Origin of the sequence: Stenotrophomonas sp. 17(2023) (assembly GCF_030345315.1) — a bacterium.
Lineage (GTDB): Bacteria > Pseudomonadota > Gammaproteobacteria > Xanthomonadales > Xanthomonadaceae > Stenotrophomonas > Stenotrophomonas acidaminiphila.
The window spans coordinates 2,981,052-3,003,521 of record NZ_CP128405.1 but is presented as its reverse complement, the minus strand read 5'-3'; the positions used below and the strand labels follow the sequence as shown (position 1 = coordinate 3,003,521).

Annotated in this window: 21 protein-coding genes and 1 other RNA gene; 17 read left to right on the top strand and 5 right to left on the bottom strand. The window is 71.8% G+C overall.

Going from position 1 to position 22,470, the window contains the following annotated elements:
- Nucleotides 1–62: 62 nt before the first annotated feature.
- From QQA12_RS13555 to thiL, 5 genes are all read left to right on the top strand, one after another.
- On the top strand, nt 63–665 hold the full coding sequence (locus QQA12_RS13555; protein WP_054667617.1) for a riboflavin synthase: 603 nt from the start codon (nt 63–65) through the stop codon (nt 663–665).
- A complete protein-coding gene (gene ribB, locus QQA12_RS13550; RefSeq protein WP_054667616.1) occupies nt 662–1,762 on the top strand; it encodes a 3,4-dihydroxy-2-butanone-4-phosphate synthase in 1,101 nt (366 codons plus the stop codon). Before QQA12_RS13555 ends, ribB begins: the two co-directional genes overlap by 4 nt.
- Nucleotides 1,763–1,874: 112 nt before the next feature.
- On the top strand, nt 1,875–2,342 hold the full coding sequence (ribH, locus tag QQA12_RS13545; RefSeq protein ID WP_056932299.1) for a 6,7-dimethyl-8-ribityllumazine synthase: 468 nt from the start codon (nt 1,875–1,877) through the stop codon (nt 2,340–2,342).
- On the top strand, nt 2,339–2,818 hold the full coding sequence (gene nusB / locus QQA12_RS13540; protein WP_054667614.1) for a transcription antitermination factor NusB: 480 nt from the start codon (nt 2,339–2,341) through the stop codon (nt 2,816–2,818). Before ribH ends, nusB begins: the two co-directional genes overlap by 4 nt.
- A gap of 96 nt (nt 2,819–2,914) precedes the next feature.
- Nucleotides 2,915–3,886: a thiamine-phosphate kinase gene (gene thiL / locus QQA12_RS13535; protein ID WP_226049576.1), complete on the top strand. Its 972-nt coding sequence runs from the start codon at nt 2,915–2,917 to the stop codon at nt 3,884–3,886.
- Nucleotides 3,887–4,051: 165 nt separating this feature from the next.
- On the opposite strand, the gene QQA12_RS13530 is transcribed toward thiL, so the two are convergent.
- Genes QQA12_RS13530 through QQA12_RS13515 form a run of 4 tightly spaced genes read right to left on the bottom strand, consistent with a single transcriptional unit; the run spans nt 4,052 to nt 8,076 of the window.
- On the bottom strand, nt 4,052–5,446 hold the full coding sequence (locus QQA12_RS13530) for an FAD-linked oxidase C-terminal domain-containing protein (RefSeq protein ID WP_226049575.1): 1,395 nt from the start codon (nt 5,444–5,446) through the stop codon (nt 4,052–4,054).
- Nucleotides 5,443–5,985, bottom strand: coding sequence for a metal-dependent hydrolase (locus tag QQA12_RS13525; protein WP_056932303.1), 543 nt, complete (start codon nt 5,983–5,985; stop codon nt 5,443–5,445). The genes QQA12_RS13530 and QQA12_RS13525 overlap by 4 nt, the downstream gene beginning before the upstream one ends.
- Nucleotides 5,985–6,359, bottom strand: coding sequence for a YraN family protein (locus QQA12_RS13520; RefSeq protein WP_054667610.1), 375 nt, complete (start codon nt 6,357–6,359; stop codon nt 5,985–5,987). Before QQA12_RS13520 ends, QQA12_RS13525 begins: the two co-directional genes overlap by 1 nt.
- Entirely contained in the window at nt 6,349–8,076 is a 1,728-nt protein-coding gene (locus QQA12_RS13515; RefSeq protein ID WP_226049574.1) for a penicillin-binding protein activator, read from the bottom strand. Before QQA12_RS13515 ends, QQA12_RS13520 begins: the two co-directional genes overlap by 11 nt.
- Before the next feature lie 81 nt (nt 8,077–8,157).
- On the opposite strand from QQA12_RS13515, the gene rsmI reads away from it, so the two are divergent.
- The gene (rsmI, locus tag QQA12_RS13510) at nt 8,158–8,982 is read left to right on the top strand and encodes a 16S rRNA (cytidine(1402)-2'-O)-methyltransferase (protein ID WP_226049573.1); all 825 of its coding nucleotides are present in this window, start codon (nt 8,158–8,160) and stop codon (nt 8,980–8,982) included.
- Between the two features lie 200 nt (nt 8,983–9,182).
- Nucleotides 9,183–9,534: RNase P RNA component class A (gene rnpB / locus QQA12_RS13505), an RNA gene on the top strand.
- Nucleotides 9,535–9,740: 206 nt separating this feature from the next.
- Here the strand turns inward: rnpB and QQA12_RS13500 are convergent.
- The gene (locus tag QQA12_RS13500; RefSeq protein ID WP_226049572.1) at nt 9,741–10,505 is read right to left on the bottom strand and encodes an NRDE family protein; all 765 of its coding nucleotides are present in this window, start codon (nt 10,503–10,505) and stop codon (nt 9,741–9,743) included.
- A gap of 375 nt (nt 10,506–10,880) precedes the next feature.
- Here QQA12_RS13500 and QQA12_RS13495 point away from each other — a divergent pair, with 375 nt between their 5' ends.
- The 10 genes from QQA12_RS13495 (at nt 10,881) to murC (ending at nt 22,457) form a co-directional block, all read left to right on the top strand.
- Nucleotides 10,881–11,282 carry a division/cell wall cluster transcriptional repressor MraZ gene (locus tag QQA12_RS13495; RefSeq protein WP_232528718.1) on the top strand — a complete coding sequence of 134 codons (402 nt, stop codon included), beginning with the start codon at nt 10,881–10,883 and terminating at the stop codon, nt 11,280–11,282.
- A 14-nt stretch (nt 11,283–11,296) separates the two neighbouring features.
- Nucleotides 11,297–12,283, top strand: a complete 987-nt coding sequence (rsmH, locus tag QQA12_RS13490) for a 16S rRNA (cytosine(1402)-N(4))-methyltransferase RsmH (protein ID WP_226049950.1) — start codon at nt 11,297–11,299, stop codon at nt 12,281–12,283.
- The gene (gene ftsL / locus QQA12_RS13485) at nt 12,280–12,543 is read left to right on the top strand and encodes a cell division protein FtsL (protein ID WP_054667605.1); all 264 of its coding nucleotides are present in this window, start codon (nt 12,280–12,282) and stop codon (nt 12,541–12,543) included. Before rsmH ends, ftsL begins: the two co-directional genes overlap by 4 nt.
- 115 nt (nt 12,544–12,658) lie before the next feature.
- Entirely contained in the window at nt 12,659–14,518 is a 1,860-nt protein-coding gene (locus QQA12_RS13480; RefSeq protein WP_054667604.1) for a penicillin-binding protein 2, read from the top strand.
- Nucleotides 14,515–16,083: a UDP-N-acetylmuramoyl-L-alanyl-D-glutamate--2,6-diaminopimelate ligase gene (locus QQA12_RS13475; protein WP_226049571.1), complete on the top strand. Its 1,569-nt coding sequence runs from the start codon at nt 14,515–14,517 to the stop codon at nt 16,081–16,083. Before QQA12_RS13480 ends, QQA12_RS13475 begins: the two co-directional genes overlap by 4 nt.
- On the top strand, nt 16,080–17,462 hold the full coding sequence (gene murF, locus QQA12_RS13470) for a UDP-N-acetylmuramoyl-tripeptide--D-alanyl-D-alanine ligase (protein WP_226049570.1): 1,383 nt from the start codon (nt 16,080–16,082) through the stop codon (nt 17,460–17,462). The genes QQA12_RS13475 and murF overlap by 4 nt, the downstream gene beginning before the upstream one ends.
- Nucleotides 17,452–18,537, top strand: a complete 1,086-nt coding sequence (gene mraY, locus QQA12_RS13465) for a phospho-N-acetylmuramoyl-pentapeptide-transferase (protein ID WP_054667601.1) — start codon at nt 17,452–17,454, stop codon at nt 18,535–18,537. The genes murF and mraY overlap by 11 nt, the downstream gene beginning before the upstream one ends.
- Nucleotides 18,537–19,844, top strand: coding sequence for a putative lipid II flippase FtsW (gene ftsW, locus QQA12_RS13460; protein WP_054667600.1), 1,308 nt, complete (start codon nt 18,537–18,539; stop codon nt 19,842–19,844). Before mraY ends, ftsW begins: the two co-directional genes overlap by 1 nt.
- 83 nt (nt 19,845–19,927) lie before the next feature.
- Nucleotides 19,928–20,977: an undecaprenyldiphospho-muramoylpentapeptide beta-N-acetylglucosaminyltransferase gene (murG, locus tag QQA12_RS13455; protein WP_233324893.1), complete on the top strand. Its 1,050-nt coding sequence runs from the start codon at nt 19,928–19,930 to the stop codon at nt 20,975–20,977.
- Between the two features lie 43 nt (nt 20,978–21,020).
- A complete protein-coding gene (gene murC, locus QQA12_RS13450) occupies nt 21,021–22,457 on the top strand; it encodes a UDP-N-acetylmuramate--L-alanine ligase (protein WP_054667598.1) in 1,437 nt (478 codons plus the stop codon).
- Nucleotides 22,458–22,470 lie beyond the last annotated feature (13 nt).

Sequence of the window (22,470 nt, the reverse complement as noted above, 5' to 3'; positions counted from 1 at the left end):
TTCATGAAAACCCTCTCCATTCCCCATCCGTACTCCCGGCCGCTGGCCATGGGGGTGCGCTGATGTTCACCGGCATCATCGAAGGCGTCGGCCGCCTGGCCGCGCACGAGCCCGTTGGCGGCGACGTCCGCTTCACCTTCGAGGTCGGCAGCCTGCCGTTCGAGCAGGTGCGGCTGGGCGAAAGCATCGCGGTCAATGGCGTGTGCCTGACCGTGATCGCGTTCGACGCCAGCTCGTTCCAGGCCGATGCCTCCACCGAGACCCTGGGCCTGACCACGCTCGGCCGGCTGGCCCCCGGCGCGGCGTTGAACCTGGAGCGCGCCATGCGCCCGAGCGACCGCCTCGGCGGCCACCTGGTCAGCGGCCACGTCGATGGCATCGGCACGGTGCTGTCGATCCATGACGACGCCCGCGCCCAGCGCTGGCGCTTCGCCGCGCCCGCGCCGCTGCTCAGGTACATCGCGAAGAAGGGCTCGATCTGCGTCGACGGCGTCAGCCTCACCGTCAACGAAGCCGACGACGCCGGTTTCGAGGTGGCGCTGATCCCGCACACCGTCGCCCATACCCGTTTTGCCCATACCGGCGTCGGCGACGCCGTCAATCTGGAAATCGACCTGGTGGCGCGCTATGTCGAGCGCCTGCTGGGCCAAGGAGCCGCCGCATGAACTTCGCCCCCGTTCCCGAACTGCTGGAAGAGATCCGCGCCGGCCGCATGGTGGTGATCGTCGACGACGAGGACCGCGAGAACGAAGGCGACCTGATCATGGCCGCCGAGCTGGTCAAGCCGTCGGACATCAACTTCATGGTCACCCACGGCCGCGGCCTGGTGTGCCTGCCGCTGACCCGCGAGCGCGCCGGCCAGCTCGGGCTGGCGCCGATGGTGCGCGCCAACACCGCGCAGTTCCAGACCAACTTCACGGTCAGCATCGAGGCCGCCGAGGGCGTGACCACCGGCATCTCCGCCGCCGACCGCGCCCACACCATCCGCACCGCGGTCAGGCCCGGTGCCCGGCCCTCGGACCTGCACCAGCCCGGCCACATCTTCCCGCTGATCGCACAGCCCGGCGGCGTGCTGACCCGCGCCGGCCACACCGAGGCCGGGGTCGACCTGGCGATGCTGGCCGGGCTGGAGCCGGCCGGCGTGCTGGTGGAGATCCTCAACCCCGACGGCACCATGGCGCGGCGTCCCGAGCTGGAGGTGTTCGCGCGCGAGCACGGGCTGAAGATGGGTTCCATCGCCGACCTGATCGCCTACCGCCTGGCCACCGAACACACCGTCGAGCGCGTGGACGAGCGCGAGATCGACACCGAGTTCGGCGCCTTCACGCTGGTCACCTACCGCGACCGCATCGCCCACGACCTGCATTTCGCGCTGGTCAAGGGCCAGCCGCACAAGGACACCCCGACCCTGGTGCGGGTCCAGGTCGAGAACCCGCTGGCCGACCTGCTGCACTGGCGTCGCGACGATTTCGGCGTGGCCGCCACCGATGCGCTGCGCGCCATCGCCAGCGAAGGCCAGGGGGTGATGGTGGTGCTGTCGGCCCCGCGCGATTCCGACGCGCTGCTGGCACGCCTGCGGCGCGAGCCGGAAGTGCGTCCGGCCGGCAAGGACAAGGACGTGGGCCAGTGGCGCCGCAACGGTGCCGGCGCGCAGATCCTCGCCGACCTGGGCCTTGGCAGGCTGCGCGTGCTCGGTACCCCGCGCCGGCAGATCGGCCTGGCCGGCTACGGCCTGGAGATCGTCGAGACCCTGCAGCCCTGAGCCTGCACGCGGGTGTGGGGCCGGCCCCCATACCCGCTGCGGCCGCGTGCGGTGCGGGGCAAGCCACGCACCTACACGGTAAACTGACCCACCTTTTGGATCGCACCGCCCCATGAGCCACTACGAAGGCGACCTCCGCCCGGCCGGAACGGCCCGTTTCGTCATCATCGCCAGCCGCTGGAACGCGCGCATCACCGACGTGCTGGTGGCCGGCGCGCGGCAGAGCCTGGCCGGAAACGGCATCGGCGAGGACGCCATCGACGTGGTGCGCGTGCCGGGCGCCTGGGAGATCCCGCTGGTCGCCACCCGCCTGGCCGCCGCCGGCCGGCATGCGGCCATCATCACCCTGGGCTGCGTGATCCGCGGCGACACCCGCCACTACGAGCACGTGGCCGACCGCTGCGCCGAGGGCCTGATGCGCGCGCAGCTGGATTTCGGCGTGCCGGTGCTCAATGGCGTGCTGGCGGTCGAACGGGTGGAGGATGCCGAGGCCCGCGCCGGCGGCAGCCACGGCAACAAGGGCGAGGAAGCCGCGCTGGCGGCGTTGGAAATGGTCAATCTTCTGGAGCAGCTGCCATGAGCAACAAGAACCACGGCAAGCCTGCCGGCAAGCCCTTCCGCCGCGACGGCGTCGACCCGGTGCTGCGTTCGCGCGCGCGCCGCCGTGCGCTGCAGGCGATCTACGCGTGGCAGATTTCCGGCGGCAACGCCGAGTCGCTGCTGGCCCAGTTCGCCCACGAGCAGGCGCACGAAGTGGCCGACCTGGCCTACTTCGAGAACCTGCTGCGCGGGGTGCTCGACCATCGCCGCGAGCTGGACGAGGCGCTGGTGCCGTTCCTCGACCGCCCGGTCGAAGAGGTCGACGCGATCGAGCGCGCGGTGCTGCGCGTGGCCGCCTACGAACTGCGCCACCGCGTCGACGTGCCGTACCGGGTGGTGATCAACGAGGCCATCGAAACCGCCAAGCGTTTCGGTTCCGAGCATGGCCACACCTACGTCAATGGCGTGCTCGACCGCGCCGCCGTGGAATGGCGCAAGGTCGAATCGGGCCAGTGACGCCGCTGCCGGTGCCTGGGTGCGCCGGCCGCTTCCAGCACGACGCCGGGGCCGGCAGCATCGGCGCCGGCGTTTTCGTTCCAGGAATGCCTGCCCATGAGCCTTGACGAGTTCGCCCTGATCGAACGCATCGCGCGCCGCACCCGGGCGCGCGCCGACATCGTGCTGGGCATCGGCGACGACGCGGCGCTGCTGCAGCCGGCGCCGGGGCAGCAGCTGGCGGTCACCGCCGACACCCTCAATGCCGGCGTGCACTTCCCGGCCGAGAGCGCCCCGGCCGACATCGGCTGGAAGGCCCTGGCGGCCAATCTGTCCGACCTGGCGGCGATGGGGGCCGTGCCGGCCTGGTGCACGCTGTCGCTGTCCCTGCCGCAGGCCGAGGGCGACTGGCTGGATGCCTTCGCCGACGGGCTGTTCGCACTGGCAGACGCCAGCGGCATCGCCGTGGTCGGCGGCGATACCACGCGCGGGCCCCTGTCGATCTCGATCACCGCGATGGGGCAGGTGCCGGCCGCGCAGGCGCTGCGCCGCGACGGCGCCCGGGTGGGCGACGACATCTGGGTCAGCGGTCATCCCGGCGAGGCCGCCGGCGCCCTGCGGCTGTGGCAGCAGGGCCGGCTGGACGTACGCGGCGTGGTGGCCGATGCCGCCCACGAGCGCCTGCGCCAGCGCCTGCAGCGGCCGATGCCGCGGCTGTCGCTGGGGCTGGCGTTGCGCACCTGCGCGCACGCGGCCGCCGATGTGTCCGACGGCCTGCTCGCCGACCTGGGCCACATCGCGTCGCGCAGCGGCGTGGCCGCGGTGCTGCAGGCCGACGCGATGCCGCTGTCGGCCGCGCTGCGTACCGCGCTCGGCGATGCCGCCGCCCTGGACTGCGCCCTGCGCGGCGGCGACGACTACGAACTGTGCTTCACCGCCGCGCCGGAACGGCGCCAGGCGGTGCAGGCCCTGGCAGCGGATCTCGCGCTGCCGCTGGCGCGCATCGGCGTGATCGCCGAAGGCCGTGGCGTGCACTGCGAAGGCGATGCCGGCGCGGGTCGCAGCGGCTACCGCCACTTCGCGGAGTAGGGCGGCGGCTGGCGTATCCCGGGCGCGCCCGGTTGCCGGTGCCGGCACGCCCCCGCGGCAGGCGAAGGCGGCGTGTGGCCGCGCCGCGGGCCGTCCGCCCGCTGGCTTCCAATCCTGCGCACGACACCTGCCGGGGCCCGGTACCTGCGCCACGCGGTGGCGCCGTCAGCGATGCGCGGCTTCGGCATCGGGCAGCACCTTGCCCGGATTGAGGATGTCGTCCGGGTCCAGCGCCCGCTTGATCGCGCGCATCGCCGCCAGCGTGGCCGGGGTGAAGGCCTGCGCCATGAACCCGCGCTTGGCCAGGCCGATGCCGTGTTCGCCGGACAGGGTGCCGCCCAGCGCCAGCGCCAGCGCGAACACTTCCGGCAGCGCCGCATGCGCGCGCGCGTTCTGCCCGGCATCGTCGGGGTGGTAGAGGATGTTGACGTGCAGGTTGCCGTTGCCGGCATGGCCGAAGGTGACGATGGGCAGCTCGAAACGCGCCGACAGCGCCTGCACGCCGGCCACCAGCTCGGGGATGCGCGAGACCGGCACCACCACGTCTTCGTTGATCTTGCCGGGGGCGATGCGCCTGAGCGCCGGCGACAGTGCGCGCCGCGCCGCCCACAGCTGTTCGCGCGCGCTGCCGTCCATTGCCACGTCCAGCGCCAGCAGGCCCTCGCCTTCGGCGGCCTGGGCCAGCGCGTGCAGGATGTTGGGCAGGGTGTCGTCATCGCCGTCGGCGTCGATCAGCAGCATCGCGCCGGCATCGGGCACCTGCGCGCCGTTGCCGCGCAGCAGCTCCAGGCTGCGCGCGTCCATGAATTCGAGCGTGGTCGGCGTGGCCGGCTGCGCCATCACCCGGGACACCGCCGCCGCCGCGCTGGACGCGTCGCGGTAGAGCACGCGCAGCCCGGCCTGCGCGCGCGGCCGCGGCGCCAGCCTGAGCGTGGCTTCGACGATCAGCGCCAGCGTGCCCTCGCTGCCGACCAGCAGGTGGGTGAGGTCATAGCCGGTGGCGTCCTTGGTCCACGGGCCGCCGCATTCGATCAGTTCGCCGGCGCCGGTCACCGCCACCAGCCCGAGCACGTTGTCGCGGGTGGTGCCGTACTTCACCGCGCGCGGGCCGCCGGCATTGGTGGCCAGGTTGCCGCCGATGCTGCAGCTCTCGAAGCTGGACGGATCCGGCGGCCAGAACAGGCCGTGCGGCATCAGCGCCTGCTGCAGGTCGCCGTTCAGCACGCCCGGCTCGACCACCGCGCAGCGGTCGCCGGGGCGCAGCGCGAGAATGCGGTTCATGCGCGCGAACGACAGCACGATGCCACCTGCGACCGGCACCGCGGCGCCGGTGGTGCCGGTGCCGGCACCGCGCCCGACCAGCGGCACGCCGTGCGCGCGGCACGCCCGCACGATGGCCTGTACCTGCGCGCGGTCCTCCGGCAGCGCCACCCCCAGCGGCAGCGCGTGCCGCCAGGAGTTGTCCTGCGCGTGCGCGGCCAGGGCGGCGGTGTCGGTGCGCCAGTGCGCGCCGAGCAGGTCGGAGAGCGTCTGGTCGAATGCGGCGGGCAGGCAGGTCATGGGGTGCGGGAACCGGCAGGGGAACGGTGTGGGAGCAGGCGCCAGCCGAGCACCGCCAGGGTCAACGGCAGCCACACCCAGCGCAGTTCGGACAGCACGGTCTGCAGGCCGCGTGCGCTGAAGAAGCCATTGGCGAAGGGCGAGACCCGGATCGGCCGCCACGGGGCGAACAGGCGTGCCTCGCTCCATGGCCACCACAGCGCGACGCCGAGGCCACCGGAGGTGAACGCGTCCAGCAGCGGGTGCGACAGCGCGCAGGCGAAGACGAAGGCCGCCGCCTGCGCCGGTCCCGCGCGCAGCGGCCGGTGCAGGGCCAGTGCCAGCGCCGCCAGCACGGCCGAGAACAGCAGCGAATGGCTGGCACCACGATGGCCGAAGGCATCGGCGTACGGGACGTGCAGGGCGAAGCCCAGCACGTCGGCGTCGGGCAGCACCGCGGCGGCGACGCCGGCGGCAAGCAGCCGCGTGGACACGCGCCCGCGCGCGCTGGCGCACCACAGGGCCAGCGGCACGGCGGCATGGGTGAAGACGCTGGGCATCAGCCGTCGTCGGCGCGGAAGGCGTCGCGCAGCCAGTGCAGCTGCGGCGGTTCGCCGCTGGCTTCGACCACGTCGAAGCGGCACGGCGCCTGGGCATGGGCCGGGTGCGCGCCCAGATACAGCTGTGCGGCCAGCAGCAGGCGCCGGCGCTTGCCGGCATCCACCGACGCGGCGCCGCCGCCGAACGCGCGGCTGCGGCGGTAGCGCACTTCCACGAATACGATGCCGCCGCTGGCCGGGTCCGCCATCACCAGGTCGAGTTCGCCACCGCGGTAGCGGACGTTGCCCGCAAGCCAGCGCAGGCCGGCCCGCTCCAGGTGGCGGCGCGCGGCGGCTTCCACCGCGGCGCCGCGTGCGGCCTGGTCAGCGGCCATCACCGATCGGCACCGGCTGGCCGGCGCTGAAGGTGGACCACGCCGGGGTGCGCAGCACGTTGCCGAAGCCGTCCAGGTGCAGGGTGCCGGTGGCGCCGGCCAGGCCCCCCTGGGTGCTGTTGGCCAGCTTTTCCAGGTAGGCGGAGATCTTCCAGGCGTCGAAACCGAAGGCGAACAGGCGCGCGGCGGCACCGCGCGCGGTCGGCAGGGTAGCGGCCAGTTCGGCGGCTGCCGGCAGCCCCGGCGCACCGCGCACGGCCCATGCCTCGCTCGGGAAGGCGATGCCGTCCAGCGCCATGTCCTCGTCGGCCTTGCCGGTACCCGACACCAGCTGCGAGGTGCCCACCCGCGTAGCCCCGCCGATGCCGGCCAGCGCCAGCTGCGGCGCCAATACCCGCGCCTGCGAGCCCTTGACCGCCAGGAACACCGCATCGACCGTGCCGGCCTGGCGCAGGCGCGCGCCGATGTCGCCGGGGGCGTCGCCGACGGTGAGGCTGGCGACGACCTTGCCGCCGCGCTCGGCGAAGCGCTCGCCGAAGGCGGCGGTGGCGCGGCGGCCGTTGTCGTCGTTGCTGCCGATCACCAGCACCTTGCCGCGCTCGCGGGCCAGCAGGTACTCGGCGGCCATGATGCCGTCGTCCTCCGGTGCCAGCGAGAAGCCGGCGCTGCCCGCCGGCGGCGTGTCCTTGCCGCGGTTGAGCGCGAGCAGCGGCACCTGCAGCTGCGCGCGGCCGAACAGCGCGTCGACCTCGTCGCGGCCCAGCGGCCCGACCACGAAATCGGCGCCGCCGGCCACGGCCTTGTCGTAGGCGGCGATGGCGCCGGCCGGGGTGCCGCGGGTGTCGATGAAATCGACCTGCGGGCGGCGGCGGTACTCGCCGTAGTAACCGGCCAGCAGGCCATCGCGCACCGGCGCGGCGGCAGTGGCCAGGGTGCCGGACAGCGGCAGCAGCACCGCCATCTTCAGCGGCGGGCGATAACCGTCGGTGTCGGCCGGCGGGCGCTTGCTGGTGTCCAGCTGCCACGCGGCATCGCGCTCGAACGGCCGCGGCAGCGGCAGGCCGCGGCCGATCAGCGCGCGGCCGGCATGGTTGTACAGCGGGTCACCGGCCGGCAGCGCGGCGCTGCGGCTGGCCAGGGTGGCATCGTCCAGTCCTGCCAGCAGGCGGGTGATGGCGCGCTGGTTGTCGGTGCGCGCAGCGCCGGCCAGCAGCACGCCGGCACGGGCGCGGGCACCGGCCGCGGCGAAGGCATCGCCATTGGCTTCCAGCGCCTGGCCGCGGGCCAGGTGCCAGCGCGCCTGCTGGGCGGCCGCGAGCAGGTCCGGCTGCTGCGTGCCCAGCGCCTGCAGCACGGCGGCCGGCTGCTTGTCGGCCAGGGCCAGTTCCGCGACGAGCAGGGCATGGCGCTGGCGGCTGGCGCCGCTCAGCTGGCGCGCCTGCACCTGCGGCAGCAGCATGCGCGCGCGCGCATCGTCGTTGGCTTCGTGCCAGGCGAACGCGGCATCGGCCAGCAACTGCGACCTGGCGGCACCGCGGACCAGCGCGGCTTCGGCTTCCAGCTGCTGCGCGGCTTCGCGCGGTTTGCCCTGTTCGAGCAGGGCGATGGCGGCCTGCTGCCCCGGCGAGGTGGTCGGTGCCGGGCCGGTGGTGGCGCAGGCGGCCAACAGCAGCAGCGACAGGGACAGGGCGGTGATCCGTGCGGCGGGCTTGTTCATTCGGGGTCCGTTCAACGGCACGCGGCGGCGCCGGGTGGGTGACACGGTAGGATTCTACCCTTGCCCATGGAAAAGCCGATGATGCCCGCTGCCCCCGCCACCCTGTACGTTGTCGCCACGCCGATCGGCAACCTTGCCGACCTGAGTCCGCGCGCGCAGGAGGTGCTGCGGTCGGTTGCCGCGATCTGCGCCGAGGACACGCGCCATACCGGGCAGCTGCTGTCGCACTTCGGCATCAGCCGGCCGCTGGTGGCGCTGCACGACCACAACGAGGAGGCGATGGCCGAGCGCGTGGTGGCGCGCCTGCTCGGCGGCGAATCGATGGCGGTGGTGAGCGACGCCGGCACCCCGCTGGTCAGCGACCCCGGCTTCCGGCTGGTGCGCGCGGCGCGTGCGGCCGGGGTGAAGGTCAGCCCGGTGCCCGGCGCGTGTGCGGCGATCGCGGCACTGAGCGTGGCCGGCCTGCCCAGCGACCGGTTCGTGTTCGAGGGTTTCCTGCCGGCCAAGGCCGTGGCCCGGCGCGAGCGCCTGCAGCGCCTGGCCGGCGAAACCGGCACCCTGGTGTTCTACGAATCCTCGCACCGCATCGCCGAATCGCTGGCCGACATGGCCGCCGCGTTCGGCGATGAGCGCCCGGCGGTGGTCGCGCGCGAACTGACCAAGCTGTTCGAAACCGTGCTCGACGGCACCCTGGCGCAGCTGCGCGCGGCGGTCGAGGCCGACGACAACCAGCGCAAGGGCGAGTTCGTGGTGATGGTGCAGGGCGCGGCCGACGATGAAGCGGCGAAGATCGCCGAAGGCCGCCGGCTGCATGCCCGGCTCAAGGAATACCTGCCGCCGTCCACCGCGGCCAAGCTCGCCGCCGAACTGAGCGGCGCGCCGCGCAAGCTGCTGTACGGCGGTTAGGCCGGGCCATGAAGCGGGAGGGGCCGCGGCATGGCACAGGTGAAGCGCCGCTTTCTGCGCGAGGGTGGGGCAAACGGCCGCGGCGACGGGCGACGGGCGACGGGCGACGGGCGAGGCGCACGCCGGAACCTGAAGTCTGTCCGGCGGACTTTCGCGGCGATGCCCGCAGCGCCGGCGCCAGCACGTACACTATGCGCGGCGGAGTCGGCCGGGCAGTCGCGTCGTTCCTTCGGGAACGCCGAGGAAAGTCCGGGCTCCACAGGGCAAGGTGCCAGGTAACGCCTGGGCGGCGCGAGCCGACGGAAAGTGCAACAGAAAGATACCGCCTACGTCTCTTTCGGGAGGCCGGTAAGGGTGAAATGGTGCGGTAAGAGCGCACCGCGAGTCCGGCAACGGACCGGCACGGCAAACCCCACCTGGAGCAAGACCAAATAGGGACCTAATGGCGTGGCCCGCGTCGGGTCCGGGTAGGTTGCTCGAGCGTCACGGTGACGTGGCGCCTAGAAGAATGACTGTCCACGACAGAACCCGGCTTACAGGCCGGCTCCGCCGCTTTTCCCGCCTGCCGGGCGGGAAAAGCCCCATTGTTCCGTACCGCGGAAGCGGTACAGAACAATGGGCCCCGGGCCCTCTGCCCTCCACAACCCCGCGCCTGTCGGCGCGTCCCCTTTACTAAAGGGGGCTGTGGCTCCGGCGGCATGGCCTGCCCGCTTCGCATCCCGTCTGGTGCGTGGGTCGACAGGCGCACTGCGGTGTGGTCAGGGCGCGATATCTACCCGGCTGTGGCCGAGGAACACGCCTTCCGGGCCGAAGCGGCGTTCGGCGATGAAACCATGGCCGTCGTGGTCGATGGCGATCACGGTGCTGGCGCGGGTGCCGTAGTCCCGGCCGCGGATGAAGGCGGCCGAAAGCTGGCGTTCCAGTGGCAGGGCGATGCCGGTCGCCGGCAGCTCGGCGTCGTCCGGTCGCCATTCGTCGGCCAGCGCCGCCCACAGCGGGTCCAGTGGCGGGTCGTTCCGTGCCAGCCAGTCGTCCAGTGCCGCCATCAGGCGCCGCGTCTTCGGCCACGGCGCGTCGAGCGCGCCGTTGGACATGCCGTGCACGCCGGGCGCCAGGGCCTGCCGCGCCGGTGGGTGGTTGCCCAGGTAGTGGCAGCCGTCGGCGTCGGCCAGCAGCAGGTTGAACGGGGCGTAGTCGCCGGCCCGGGCCGCCAGTTGCTCGATCTGCCCGGCTGCGGAGGTGCTGGTACCGCCCAGGTAATCGGCTACCAGGGCACCGCGCGACGGTCCGCCGCTGGCCGCGCGCGGGTCGCGCACGTTGGTGATCACCGCGGCGCGGCCGCTGCCGCCGATGCCCATCCAGGTGCCACCCGAGCGCAGGTCACGGCCGGCGACCACGTCGCCGTGCGGTGGCGGCCAGCGGTCCAGCGCGGCGGTCGGGCGGGCGTGGAACTCGTCGCGGTTGCCCGCCATGAACAGGCGCCAGCGGGGGTGGGACTTCCAGGCGAGAGCGACCAGGCACATGCGGCCAGTGTGCCTTCCCGCGCGGTCAGCGGCCACGCCCACCTGAACAGCGGCCCGACCGGATCGGCGTTTTCACATGCCCTCCACACGCCTGAATTTCCTTGAAATCTCAAAATTTGAGACGAAACAGCAACTTGTGGATAAAGTTTGAACAAGTCTCTAAAGATTGGCGCAAACCCTTGATGCGAATGACGATTTTGCCCACGAAAAGTTGTTGACAAGCCTTCGGCCGCTGCTAAGGTGGTCATCCGAGGGAAAACCGGGTTTTTTGTGGTTTTCCGTGGTTCAATGACCGCCCAGGCGACATCAGGCACTGAAGGTAGAGACGGCGTGTTTCAAGGCGAGACGGCCATCACGGTTGACGACAAGGGACGCATGGCGGTGCCAACCGCCTACCGCGACCTGGTCGCGCGTGCGAGCGGCAACCGCCTGGTGCTGACCTACAACCCGTTCGAAGCCGGGTGCCTGTGGCTGTACGCCGAGCAGGAGTGGGAGCGGGTGCGCGACGACGTGATGGCCAAGCCCAACACCCAGCGCGTGGTGCGCACCCTGCAGCAGAAACTTGTCGGCTCGGCCGCCCATCTGGAACTGGATGGCAATGGCCGCATCAGCCTGCCGTCCAGCCACCGCAACGCGGTCGGCATCGAGAAGAAGGCGGTGCTGATGGGCATGGGCGACAAGTTCGAACTATGGAGCGAGCAAGCGCATCGCGCACTGATCCAGCAGACGTTGTCTGACGAGGATCTGGGCGATGGGCTGCTCGATCTGAAGTTGTGAGCCGGGGTGCCCGGGTGCGCGGTCAAGCGCAGGCCGGTCACCCTCCGGTGTCGCAGCCGCCGGCGGCTCACCTGCCGGTGCTGTACACCCAGGTCCTGCAGGGCCTGAGGGTGATCGAGGACGGTACCTATCTGGACGGCACGTTCGGCCGTGGCGGCCACGCCGGCGGCGTGCTGCGCCAGCTCGGTCCCCATGGCCGCCTGCTGGTGATGGACAAGGATCCGGAAGCCATTGCCGTGGCCGAGCGCGATTTCGCGCCGGACCCGCGCGTGGCGATCCATCGCGGCAGCTTCGCCGACCTGCTGGACTGGAGCGAGACCGCCGCCGGCCTGGACGGCGTGCTGTTCGACCTGGGCGTGTCCTCGCCGCAGCTGGACGTGGCCGAGCGCGGTTTCAGCTTCGGCAAGGACGGCCCGCTGGACATGCGCATGGACCCGGATTCGGGCGAGAGCGCGGCGCAGTGGCTCAACCGCGCCGAGGAACGCGAGATCGCCGACGTGCTGTGGACCTACGGCGAGGAGCGGCAGAGCCGCCGCATCGCCCGCGCCATCGTCCAGTACCGCACCACCAGGCAGCCGTTTTCGCGTACCGCCGAACTGGCCGAGCTGATCGCTTCGGTGATGCCGCGCGGCAAGGACAAGATCCACCCGGCCACGCGCAGCTTCCAGGCCATCCGCATCCACATCAACCGCGAGCTGGCCGACCTCGAGGCCGGGCTGGACGCGGCGATGGCCCGGCTCAAGCCCGGTGGCCGGCTGGCGGTGATCAGCTTCCATTCGCTGGAAGACCGCATCGTCAAGCAGTTCATGAACCGCCATGCCAAGGCGCCGCCGAGCAACCGCCGGCTGCCGGAAGTGCAGGCGTTCGTGCCGACGCTGGACCTGGTCGGTGGCGCCATCAAGGCCGAGGACGACGAGCTGGCGGCCAACCCGCGTTCGCGCAGCGCGGTGCTGCGGGTGGCGGAAAAGCGCGCGCCGGCCACCGGGGGAGGCGCCGCATGAGCCGCCTGCTGCTGGTGGTGCTGCTGGCCTGCACGATCGCCTCGGCGATCGGCGTGGTGTTCATGCGCCACCGCCATCGCCAGTTGTTCGTGGAGCTGTCGCGGCTGGAACACGCGCGCGACGAACTCAACATCGAATTCGGCCGCCTGCAGCTGGAGCAGGCCACCCTGGCCCAGGCCACCCGCGTGGACCAGGAGGCGCGTGGGCGCCTGGGCATGAAGTTCCCGGAAGCCGGCGACATCGTGGTGGTGCGGCCATGACCAAGCGGCAGGACAGAGGTTTTGCACGGCGAAGCCGCCCGCAGGGCGGCGCAGGGTCGGTTTGTGCTCCTGCAAAACCGGCATTCCCGCCGTCCATGGCGGTCAGAGGTGCGCCATGAGCGCCCCCCGCCGCAACCGCAACCGCAGCCAGTTCAACCTGCGCAACCGCATGCTGATGGTCGGCGCCGGGCTGGGCCTGTGCGCGGTGACCCTGGTCGGCCGCGCCGCCTACGTGCAGCTGGTCAACAGCGATTTCTACCAGCGCCAGGGTGAAGCGCGTTACCTGCGCGAGGTGCCCATCGCCACCTCGCGCGGCATGATCACCGACCGCAATGGCGAGCCGGTGGCGGTATCCACCCCGGTCGCCTCGATCTGGGTCAACCCGCAGGAGCTGCTGCGCGCGCCCGGGCGCATCCCCGAGCTGGCGCAGGCGCTGTCGCTGCCGGTGGACGAGCTGACCGCCAAGCTCACGCAGAAGGCCGACAAGGAGTTCATGTACCTGCGGCGCCGGATGAACCCGGACGTGGCCGAGCAGATCGTCGCGCTGAAGATTCCCGGCGTGTTCGCGCAGCGCGAGTTCCGCCGCTATTACCCGCAGGGCGAGGCGATGGCCCACGTGCTAGGCTTCACCAACATCGACGACCACGGCCAGGAAGGCCTGGAGCTGGCGTTCGACGAATGGCTGCGTGGCAAGCCCGGCGCCAAGAAGGTGATCCGCGACCGCAAGGGCGCGATCGTGGAGAGCATCGACCTGGTGCGCGCGGCCGAGCCGGGCAAGGACCTGACCCTCAGCATCGACCGCCGCATCCAGTTCCTGGCCATGCGCGAGCTGCGCAACGCGGTCACCGCCAACGAAGCGGCCGGCGGCTCCATCGTGATCATGGACGTGGCCACCGGCGAGATCATGGCCATGGCCAACCTGCCGACCTACAACCCGAACTCGGTCAGCGGGGCGACGCCGGATGCGCGCCGCAACCGCGCCGTGACCGACCTGGTCGAGCCGGGTTCGACGATGAAGCCGCTGACCATCGCCACCGCGCTGCAGAACCGCGTGGTCACCCCGGACACCATCATCGACACCAACCCCGGCTACCTGTCGCTGGGCCGCTATACGATCCGCGACGTGCCGCGCAACAACGGCGTGCTCAACGTCACCGGGGTGATCACCCGCAGCTCCAACATCGGCGCGGCCAAGATCGTGGCGCGGCTGCCGGACCAGACCTTCTACAACGCGGTGCGCGCCTTCGGTTACGGCGTGGCGCCGCACAGCGGTTTCCCGGGCGAGTCGGCCGGCGTGGTGCCGTCGCCGGGCAGCCCGGGCTGGTACGGCACCACCAAGACCACCATGTCCTACGGCTACGGCCTGTCGGTGACGCCGCTGCAGATCGCGCAGGCCTACTCGGCGCTGGCCAACGGCGGGCGCGTGATCCAGCCGACCTTCGTCAAGGGCCAGCACAACGAAGCGCGCCAGGTGATCGAGCCTGCGGTCGCGCAGGAAGTGGTGCGGATGATGGAGACGGTGGTGACCCAGGGCGGTGCCAAGCAGGCGGCGATCCTGGGCTACCACGTCGCCGGCAAGACCGGCACCGCGCGCAAGAACGGCCCCAACGGCTACGAACGCGGCCACTACAACCTGCTGTTCGCCGGCGTGGTGCCGGCCACCAACCCGCGCTTTGCCGCGGTGATCGTGGTCAACGACCCGCGCGGCAGGCTGCAGTACGGCGGCCTGGTGTCCGCGCCGGTGTTCCACCACGTGATGGAGGGCACGCTGCGGCTGATGGACGTGCCGCCGGACGACATCCAGTCGTGGCTGGCGGCGCAGGCGGCCGGCAAGGTCGGCGGCAACCCGGTCCACAACCCGGCGGTGCTGCCGGTGCCGCAGGATCCGGCCGAGCCCAATATCGATGCCGAATTCAACGCGGCCATCCCCACCGCCACCGCGCCGCAGCCGGCCACGCCGGAGGTGCGCCAGTGAGCCGCACGATGCCGCTGTCGCAGCTGTTGCCCGACCTGGCGCTGGCGTCCGACCCGCAGATCGGCGGGCTGGTGCTGGACTCGCGCCAGGTGCGCCCCGGCGACGCCTTCGTCGCCATCGCCGGCTTCGGCGCGCATGGGCTGGGTTTCGTCGAGCAGGCCCGCGCGGCCGGTGCCAGCGCCATCCTGTTCGATCCGCCGGCGCCGGCGCAGCTGCCGGCACCGGCCGACGCCATCGCCGTGCCCGGCCTGCGCCAGCGCATGGGCGCGATGGCCGACCAGTTCCATGGCCACCCCTCGCGCGCGATGACCATGGTCGGCGTGACCGGCACCAACGGCAAAACCTCGACCGTGCAGCTGCTGTCGCAGGCCTGGCACCTGCTGGGTACCCGCAGCGGCAGCATCGGCACGCTCGGCGTCGGCCTGTACGGCGACGTGGTGCCCACCGGCTTCACCACGCCGCTGGTGCTGCAGATGCACGAAGTGCTGGCGCGGCTGCGCGACCAGGGCGCGCAGGCGGTGGCGATGGAGGTCAGCTCGCATGCGCTGGACCAGGGCCGCGTCGATGCCGTGCACTACGACGTGGCGGTGTTCACCAATCTCACCCGCGACCATCTGGACTACCACGGCGACATGGCCAGCTACGGCGCGGCCAAGGCGCGGCTGTTCCACCGTGACGGCCTGAAGGCGGCGGTGATCAACCTCGACGACGGGTTCGGCCGCGAACTGGCCGGCACCCTGGCCGGCGGGGTCCGCGGCATCGGCCTGAGCTCGACCGGGCAGGCGGGCGCCAGCGTGCGCGCCGAGGCGCTGGTGCTGGATGGGCAGGGCATCGGCTTCGACCTGGTCATCGGCGGCGAGCGCCACCCGCTGCGCTCGCCGCTGCTGGGCCGCTTCAACGTCGACAACCTGCTGGCCGTGGCCGGCACGCTGCATGCGCTGGGCCACCCGGCGGCGACCATCGCCGACGTGCTGGGCCGGCTGCAGCCGATCCGCGGCCGCATGAACCGCCTCGGCGGGCACGGCGAGCCGACCGTGGTCATCGATTACGCGCACACCCCCGACGCGCTGGAGCAGGCGCTGCGCAGCCTGCACGGCCACCTCGACGGCCGCCTGCTGTGCGTGTTCGGCTGCGGTGGCGAGCGCGACACCGGCAAGCGTCCGCAGATGGCGGCCATCGCCCAGGCGCATGCCGACGTGGTGTTCGTCACCGACGACAACCCGCGCGGCGAGGACGGCGACGTCATCGTCGCCGACATCATGGCCGGCTTCGCCACGGGCGAAAGCACCCGCAGCGCCGCCGCGGGCAGCGCTGTGGCGTACCGGCCCACCGAAATTCACGTACAGCGCGACCGTGCGCGCGCCATCGGCGCGGCCATCGCCCAGGCCGGCCCCGGCGACATCGTGCTGGTCGCCGGCAAGGGGCACGAGCCCTATCAGGAGATCGCAGGCATCAAGCATCCTTTCGACGACACCGACGTCGCCTCGCGCGCGCTGGCCAGCCGCCAAAGCGCACGCGCCGCACAGGGTTCCAGCGGCGACGCGGCCGCGGGAGGCGCCCGATGAAGCGCACCCCGCTGTCGCTGATCGCGCACTGGGCCGGCGGCGAGCTGCATGGCGAGGACGCGAGCATCGATGCCATCGGCAACGACAGCCGCACGCTGGCACCGGGCAGCCTGTACCTGGCCCTGCGCGGCGAGCGCTTCGACGGCCACGACTTCGCCGCCGGCGCCGTGGACAACGGCGCCAGCGCATTGCTGGTCGAGCGCCTGCTGCCGCTGGACGTGCCGCAGGTGGTGGTCGCCGACGCCGAGCGCGCGCTGGCCCGGATCGCCACCGCGATGCAGCGCGACCGCGCCACGCGCGTGTTCGCCATCACCGGCAGCAATGGCAAGACCACCGTCAAGACCCTGCTGCTGGCGATCCTGCAGCACGTGGCGATGGTCGAGGGCCGCCAGGTCTACGCCACCCCGGGCAACCGCAACAACGAGATCGGCATGCCGCTGGCGGTGATCGACGCGCCGGAAGACGCCGATTTCGCGATCTACGAGATGGGCACCGGCAAGCCGGGCGACATCGCCTACCTGACCGCCATCGCCGCGCCGGACGTGGCGCTGGTCAACAACGTCGCGCCCGCGCACCTGGAGCGGATGGGCAGCCTGCTGGAGATCGCCAACACCAAGGCGGCGGTCTACGACGACCTGCGCGAGGGTGGAGTGGCGGTAGTCAACGCCGACGACGCGTTCGCCCCGTTCTTCGCCGAGCGCGCCGGTGCCCACCGCGTGCTCCGCTTCGGCCTGGAAGCCAGCGCCGACGTCACCGCCAGCGCCATCGTGCTGGCCGAAGCCGGTTCGCGCTTCCGCCTGCATGCGCCGCAGGGCGAGGCCGAGGTGGCGCTGCAGCTGCCGGGCCGGCACAACGTGCTCAACGCGCTGGCCGCCGCGTCGCTGGCGCTGGCCGCGGGCATCGCCCTGCCGCGGGTCGCCGAAGGCCTGCAGCAGGCGCGTCCGGTGGCGGGCCGCCAGGTCGCCCATGCGCTGCCCGGCGGCGCGGTGCTGGTCGACGACAGCTACAACGCCAACCCGGGGTCTCTGGCTGCGGCGATCGCCGCGCTCGCCGCGGCCAGCGAAGAAGGCTGGCTGGTGCTGGGCGACATGCGCGAACTCGGCCCCGATGCCGAGGCGCTGCATGCGCAGGCCGGCACGCGTGCGCGCGAGGCCGGGCTCAAGCGGCTGTACGCGCTGGGGCCGCTGAGCGCTGCCGCCGCCGCCGCGTTCGGCGAAGGCGGGTGCCATTTCGACAGCCACGCCGCGCTGGCCGCCGCGCTGGAAGCCGACCTTCATGCTGGCGTGCGTTGCCTGGTCAAGGGCTCGCGCGGCAGCGCCATGGACAAGATCGTGACCGCGCTGCTCAAGCGCGGCGAGGACACACCGCATGTTGCTTGAACTGGCCCGCTGGCTGCAGCAGCTGGACGACCTGTTCCGGTTGTTCAACTACCTCACGTTCCGCGGCATCCTCGCCGCGTTGACCGCGCTGGGCCTGTCGCTGTGGCTGGGGCCAGCGGCGATCCGCCGCCTGGCGCAGCTCAAGGGCGGGCAGCCGATCCGCAAGGACGGCCCGCAGTCGCACTTCTCCAAGGCCGGCACCCCGACCATGGGCGGCGGCCTGATCCTGCTGTCGGTGCTGATGGCGGTGCTGCTGTGGGGCGACCTGCGCAACCGCTACGTGTGGCTGGTGATGGCGGTGATGCTGTGCTTCGGCGCCATCGGCTGGTACGACGACTGGATCAAGATCGCCCGGCGCGACCCCAACGGGCTGAAGTCGCGCTGGAAGTACCTGCTGCAGTCGATCTTCGGTCTCGGCGCCGGCCTGTTCCTGTTCCATACCGCCGACGTGCCGGCGGCGCTGACCCTGTACATCCCGATGTTCAAGGCGATCGCGCTGCCGCTGGCCGGGATCAGCTTCGTCGCCATCGCCTACTTCTGGATCGTCGGCTTCTCCAACGCGGTCAACCTGACCGACGGCCTGGACGGGCTTGCGATCATGCCGACCGTGCTGGTCGCCTGCGCGCTGGGCGTGTTCGCCTACGCCTCGGGCAACGCGGTGTTCTCCAGCTACCTGCAGATCCCGCAGATCCCCGGGGCGGGCGAGCTGGTCATCATCTGCGCGGCGATCGCCGGCGCCGGCCTCGGCTTCCTGTGGTTCAACACCTACCCGGCGATGGTGTTCATGGGCGACGTCGGCGCGCTGGCGCTGGGCGCGGTGCTGGGCACCATCGCGGTGATCGTGCGCCAGGAACTGGTGCTGGTGGTGATGGGCGGCGTGTTCGTGATCGAGACGCTGTCGGTGATGATCCAGGTGGCCAGCTTCAAGCTGACCGGCAAGCGCGTGTTCCGCATGGCGCCGATCCACCACCACTTCGAACTCAAGGGCTGGCCCGAACCGCGGGTGATCGTGCGCTTCTGGATCATCTCGGTGGTGCTGGTGCTGATCGGCCTGGCGACGCTGAAGGTGCGCTGATGGACGATACCGCGCGCCAGGCAACCCGGCTCGAAGCGATCGGCGGCCACTACGACAAGTGGCTGCTGGGCGCGGCCGTGGCGCTGGCGTCGCTGGGCATCGTGATGGTCGCCTCCAGCTCCATCGCGCTCACCCAGAGCCCGTTCTACTACCTGACCCGGCACCTGGTGTTCATCGGCATCGGCGTGGCGCTGGCGGCGGTGGCGATGCGGGTGGAGCTGCGCGAGGTCGAGAAGTACAACCACCTGCTGCTGCTGGGCTGCTTCGCGCTGCTGGTGGTGGTGTTCGTGCCCGGCCTGGGCAGCACCGTCAACGGCGCCCGCCGCTGGATCAACCTGGGCGTGTCCAAGTTCCAGACGGTCGAGGCGGTGAAGGTGCTGTACATCGTCTGGCTGTCCAGCTACCTGGTGCGCTTCCGCGACGAGGTCAACGCCACTTGGCAGGCGATGCTCAAGCCGGTGGGCGTGGTCGGGGTGCTGGTGGTGCTGCTGCTGCTGCAGCCGGACTTCGGTTCGTCGATGCTGCTGCTGGGCATCACCACCTGCATGCTGGTGCTGGGCGGCGCGCAGCTCAAGCGGATCATGCTGCCGCTGCTGCTGATGCTGCCGGCGCTGGTGCTGCTGGTGATCTTCGAGCCCTACCGCATGCGCCGCGTGACCTCGTTCATGGACCCGTGGGAAGACCAGCTGGGTTCGGGTTACCAGCTGTCCAACGCGCTGATGGCGATCGGTCGCGGCGAATGGACCGGCGTGGGCCTGGGTGCGTCCATCCAGAAGCTCAACTACCTGCCCGAGTCGCATACCGACTTCATCTTCTCGGTGATCGCCGAGGAACTGGGGTTCGCCGGCGTGTGCACCATCGTCGCGCTGTACGCGCTGCTGGTCGGCCGTGCGTTCTGGCTGGGCATGCGCTGCATCGAGATGCGCCGCCATTTCTCCGGCTACATCGCCTTCGGCGTGGGCCTGTGGATCGGCCTGCAGACCTTCGTGTCGATCGGCGTGAACCTGGGCATGCTGCCGACCAAGGGCCTGACCCTGCCGCTGATTTCCTCCGGCGGTTCCAGCGTGATGATGACCTGCGTGGCGGTCGGCGTGCTGCTGCGCGTGTCGTGGGAATACAACCGCGCGGTGCGCCGCCAGGAAGTGCGCGATGATGCCGACGTGGCCGATGCGCCGGCGGAGACCGGCGCGCAGCCGGCCGAGCCGGCCACCGCCAGCGCGATCGCCGCGGCCATGCAGGCCGGCACCACGCGCGGCACCAGCCGCATGCAGCAGCGTGTCGAACCGACCTTCGGGAGGATCGCGTGATGACGCATCCCTCGCAGCCGCAGGCCGTGACCGAACGGCAAGGCAGCCCGAGGCCGTCGCATGACGCGCGCCCGGTGCTGATCATGGCCGGTGGCACCGGCGGGCACATCTTCCCGGGGCTGGCCGTGGCCCGGGTGCTGCGCGAGCGCGGCGTCCCGGTCACCTGGCTCGGCGCCGAGGGCGCGATGGAGACCCGGCTGGTGCCGCAGCACGGCATCGCCATCGACACGCTGGCGATCTCCGGCCTGCGCGGCAAGGGCAAGCTGGCGCTGCTGGCCGCGCCACTGCGGGTGCTGCGCGCGATCCGCGCCGCCGGCTTCATCCTGCGCGAGCGCAACCCGCGCGCGGTGGTGGCGTTCGGCGGCTTCGCCTCCGGCCCTGGCGGCATGGCCGCGCGCCTGCACGGCTTGCCGTTGCTGGTGCACGAACAGAACCGCGCGCCGGGCATGACCAACCGCATCCTGTCGCGCTTCGCGCGGCGCCTGCTGACCGGCTTCCCCGGCAGCTTCGCCACCGGCGAAGAGGTCGTCGGCAATCCCGTGCGCGCCGAGATCGCCGCGCTGCCGGCGCCGGAGCAGCGCCTGGCCGGCCGCAGCGGCCCGATGCGGGTGCTGGTGCTGGGCGGCAGCCAGGGCGCGCGCGCGCTCAACAACGCAGTGCCCCGGGCGCTGGCCGCGCTTGCCGGCAGCGTCGCCATCGAGGTCTGGCACCAGTGCGGCGAGAAGCTGCTCGACGAAGCCCGGCGGTCTTACCGCGAGGCCGGCGTCGACGGCCGCGTCGATGCCTTCATCCAGGACATGGCCGCGGCCTATGCCTGGGCCGACCTGGTGGTGTGCCGTTCGGGCGCCTCCACCCTGGCCGAGCTGTGCGCGGTGGGCGTCGGCAGCGTACTGGTGCCGTTTGCCGCGGCGGTCGACGACCACCAGACCCGCAACGCCGAATACCTGGTCGAGCGCGGCGCCGCTGAACTGCTGAAGCAGGACGACGCGCTGGCCACCAACCTGGAGGGCGTGCTGCGCGCGCTCGCCGCCACTCCCGCCCGACGCATGCAGATGGCCCAGGCCGCGCGTGCGCTGGCCAAGGCCGATGCGGCCGAACGCATCGCCGACATCATCCTCGAGGAAGCAGCATGAACACGGCACCGCGCACCCGCGCCCGCCTTGCCGGAGGCCGCGCATGATCCGCCGCCTCCACGACACCACCGACCTGGTCCGGGCGTTCCCGCGGGTGCATTTCGTCGGCATCGGCGGCACCGGCATGAGCGGCATCGCCGAGGTGATGCTGACCCTGGGTTATGAAGTCTCCGGCTCGGACAACGCCGACAATGCCGCCACCCGCCGGCTGGCGCGGCTGGGCGCGCGGGTGATGCGCGGGCACTCGGCCGCCAACGTGCTCGGCACCGACTGCGTGGTGGTGTCCAGCGCCATCCGCGAGGACAACCCGGAACTGATGGAGGCGCGCAGCCAGCGCATCCCGATCATGCCGCGCGCGGCGATGCTGGCCGAGCTGATGCGCTTCCGCCGCGGCATCGCCGTGGCCGGTACCCACGGCAAGACCACCACCACCTCGCTGACCGCCGCGGTTCTGAGCGAAGGCGGCCTGGACCCGACCTTCGTGATCGGCGGGCAGCTGCTGGCCGCCGGTGCCAACGCCAAGCTCGGCGGTGGGCAGTGGCTGGTGGCCGAAGCCGACGAGAGCGACGGCAGCTTCCTGCGCCTGAACCCGCTGGTGGCGGTGATCACCAACATCGACGCCGACCACCTGGAGAACTACGGCAACGACTTCGCCCGCGTGCAGGCGGCGTTCGCCGAGTTCCTGCAGCGGCTGCCGTTCTACGGGCTGGCGGTGCTGTGCATCGACGATCCGGAAGTGGCCGCGCTGGCGACACAGACCCCGCGCCACGTCATGACCTACGGCATGAGCGGCAACGCCGACGTGCGCGCCGAGGACGTGGAGCAGGACGGCGCGCGCATGCGCTTCACCCTGCGCCTGCCCGAAGGCAGCAGCGTGCCGGTGACGCTGGCGCTGCCCGGCCGCCACAACGTGCTCAATGCGCTGGCCGCCGCCGCCATCGGCTGGCAGCTGGGCGTGGCCCCGGACACCATCGCCGCGGCGCTGGAGAAGTTCGAAGGCGTGGGCCGCCGCTTCAACGACCTGGGCGTGGTCACCACCGCCAAGGGCGCCCGGGTGCGGCTGATCGACGACTACGGCCACCATCCGCGCGAGCTGGCCGCGGTGTTCGCCGCGGCCCGCGGCGGTTGGCCCGAGCAGCGCCTGGTGGTGGCGTTCCAGCCGCACCGCTACAGCCGTACCCGCGACCAGTTCGACGCGTTCGCCGCGGTGCTGTCGGAAGTCGACGCGCTGGTGCTGAGCGAGGTGTACCCGGCCGGCGAGGCGCCGATCCCCGGTGCCGATTCGAAGTCGCTGGCCCGCGCCATCCGCGCCCGTGGCCGCAGCGAACCGGTGGTGGTCGGCCATGCCCACGACCTGGTGTCGGTGCTGCCGGACGTGCTGCGCGACGGCGACCTGTTGCTGATGATGGGCGCCGGCGACATCGGCCACGTCGCCCAGCAGATCGCCAGCGGCGGCTTCCAGGAGGCGCGGGACGAATGATCGCCTGGCTGCT

Bases quoted from the DNA above. Each gene is read 5' to 3' on its own strand.
- QQA12_RS13555 (WP_054667617.1), top strand. From the start codon at position 63: ATGTTCACCGGCATCATCGAAGGCGTCGGCCGCCTGGCCGCGCACGAG.
- ribB (WP_054667616.1), top strand. From the start codon at position 662: ATGAACTTCGCCCCCGTTCCCGAACTGCTGGAAGAGATCCGCGCCGGC.
- ribH (WP_056932299.1), top strand. From the start codon at position 1,875: ATGAGCCACTACGAAGGCGACCTCCGCCCGGCCGGAACGGCCCGTTTC.
- nusB (WP_054667614.1), top strand. From the start codon at position 2,339: ATGAGCAACAAGAACCACGGCAAGCCTGCCGGCAAGCCCTTCCGCCGC.
- thiL (WP_226049576.1), top strand. From the start codon at position 2,915: ATGAGCCTTGACGAGTTCGCCCTGATCGAACGCATCGCGCGCCGCACC.
- QQA12_RS13530 (WP_226049575.1), bottom strand. From the start codon at position 5,446: ATGACCTGCCTGCCCGCCGCATTCGACCAGACGCTCTCCGACCTGCTC.
- QQA12_RS13525 (WP_056932303.1), bottom strand. From the start codon at position 5,985: ATGCCCAGCGTCTTCACCCATGCCGCCGTGCCGCTGGCCCTGTGGTGC.
- QQA12_RS13520 (WP_054667610.1), bottom strand. From the start codon at position 6,359: ATGGCCGCTGACCAGGCCGCACGCGGCGCCGCGGTGGAAGCCGCCGCG.
- QQA12_RS13515 (WP_226049574.1), bottom strand. From the start codon at position 8,076: ATGAACAAGCCCGCCGCACGGATCACCGCCCTGTCCCTGTCGCTGCTG.
- rsmI (WP_226049573.1), top strand. From the start codon at position 8,158: ATGCCCGCTGCCCCCGCCACCCTGTACGTTGTCGCCACGCCGATCGGC.
- QQA12_RS13500 (WP_226049572.1), bottom strand. From the start codon at position 10,505: ATGTGCCTGGTCGCTCTCGCCTGGAAGTCCCACCCCCGCTGGCGCCTG.
- QQA12_RS13495 (WP_232528718.1), top strand. From the start codon at position 10,881: ATGGCGGTGCCAACCGCCTACCGCGACCTGGTCGCGCGTGCGAGCGGC.
- ftsL (WP_054667605.1), top strand. From the start codon at position 12,280: ATGAGCCGCCTGCTGCTGGTGGTGCTGCTGGCCTGCACGATCGCCTCG.
- QQA12_RS13480 (WP_054667604.1), top strand. From the start codon at position 12,659: ATGAGCGCCCCCCGCCGCAACCGCAACCGCAGCCAGTTCAACCTGCGC.
- murF (WP_226049570.1), top strand. From the start codon at position 16,080: ATGAAGCGCACCCCGCTGTCGCTGATCGCGCACTGGGCCGGCGGCGAG.
- mraY (WP_054667601.1), top strand. From the start codon at position 17,452: ATGTTGCTTGAACTGGCCCGCTGGCTGCAGCAGCTGGACGACCTGTTC.
- ftsW (WP_054667600.1), top strand. From the start codon at position 18,537: ATGGACGATACCGCGCGCCAGGCAACCCGGCTCGAAGCGATCGGCGGC.
- murG (WP_233324893.1), top strand. From the start codon at position 19,928: ATGGCCGGTGGCACCGGCGGGCACATCTTCCCGGGGCTGGCCGTGGCC.
- murC (WP_054667598.1), top strand. From the start codon at position 21,021: ATGATCCGCCGCCTCCACGACACCACCGACCTGGTCCGGGCGTTCCCG.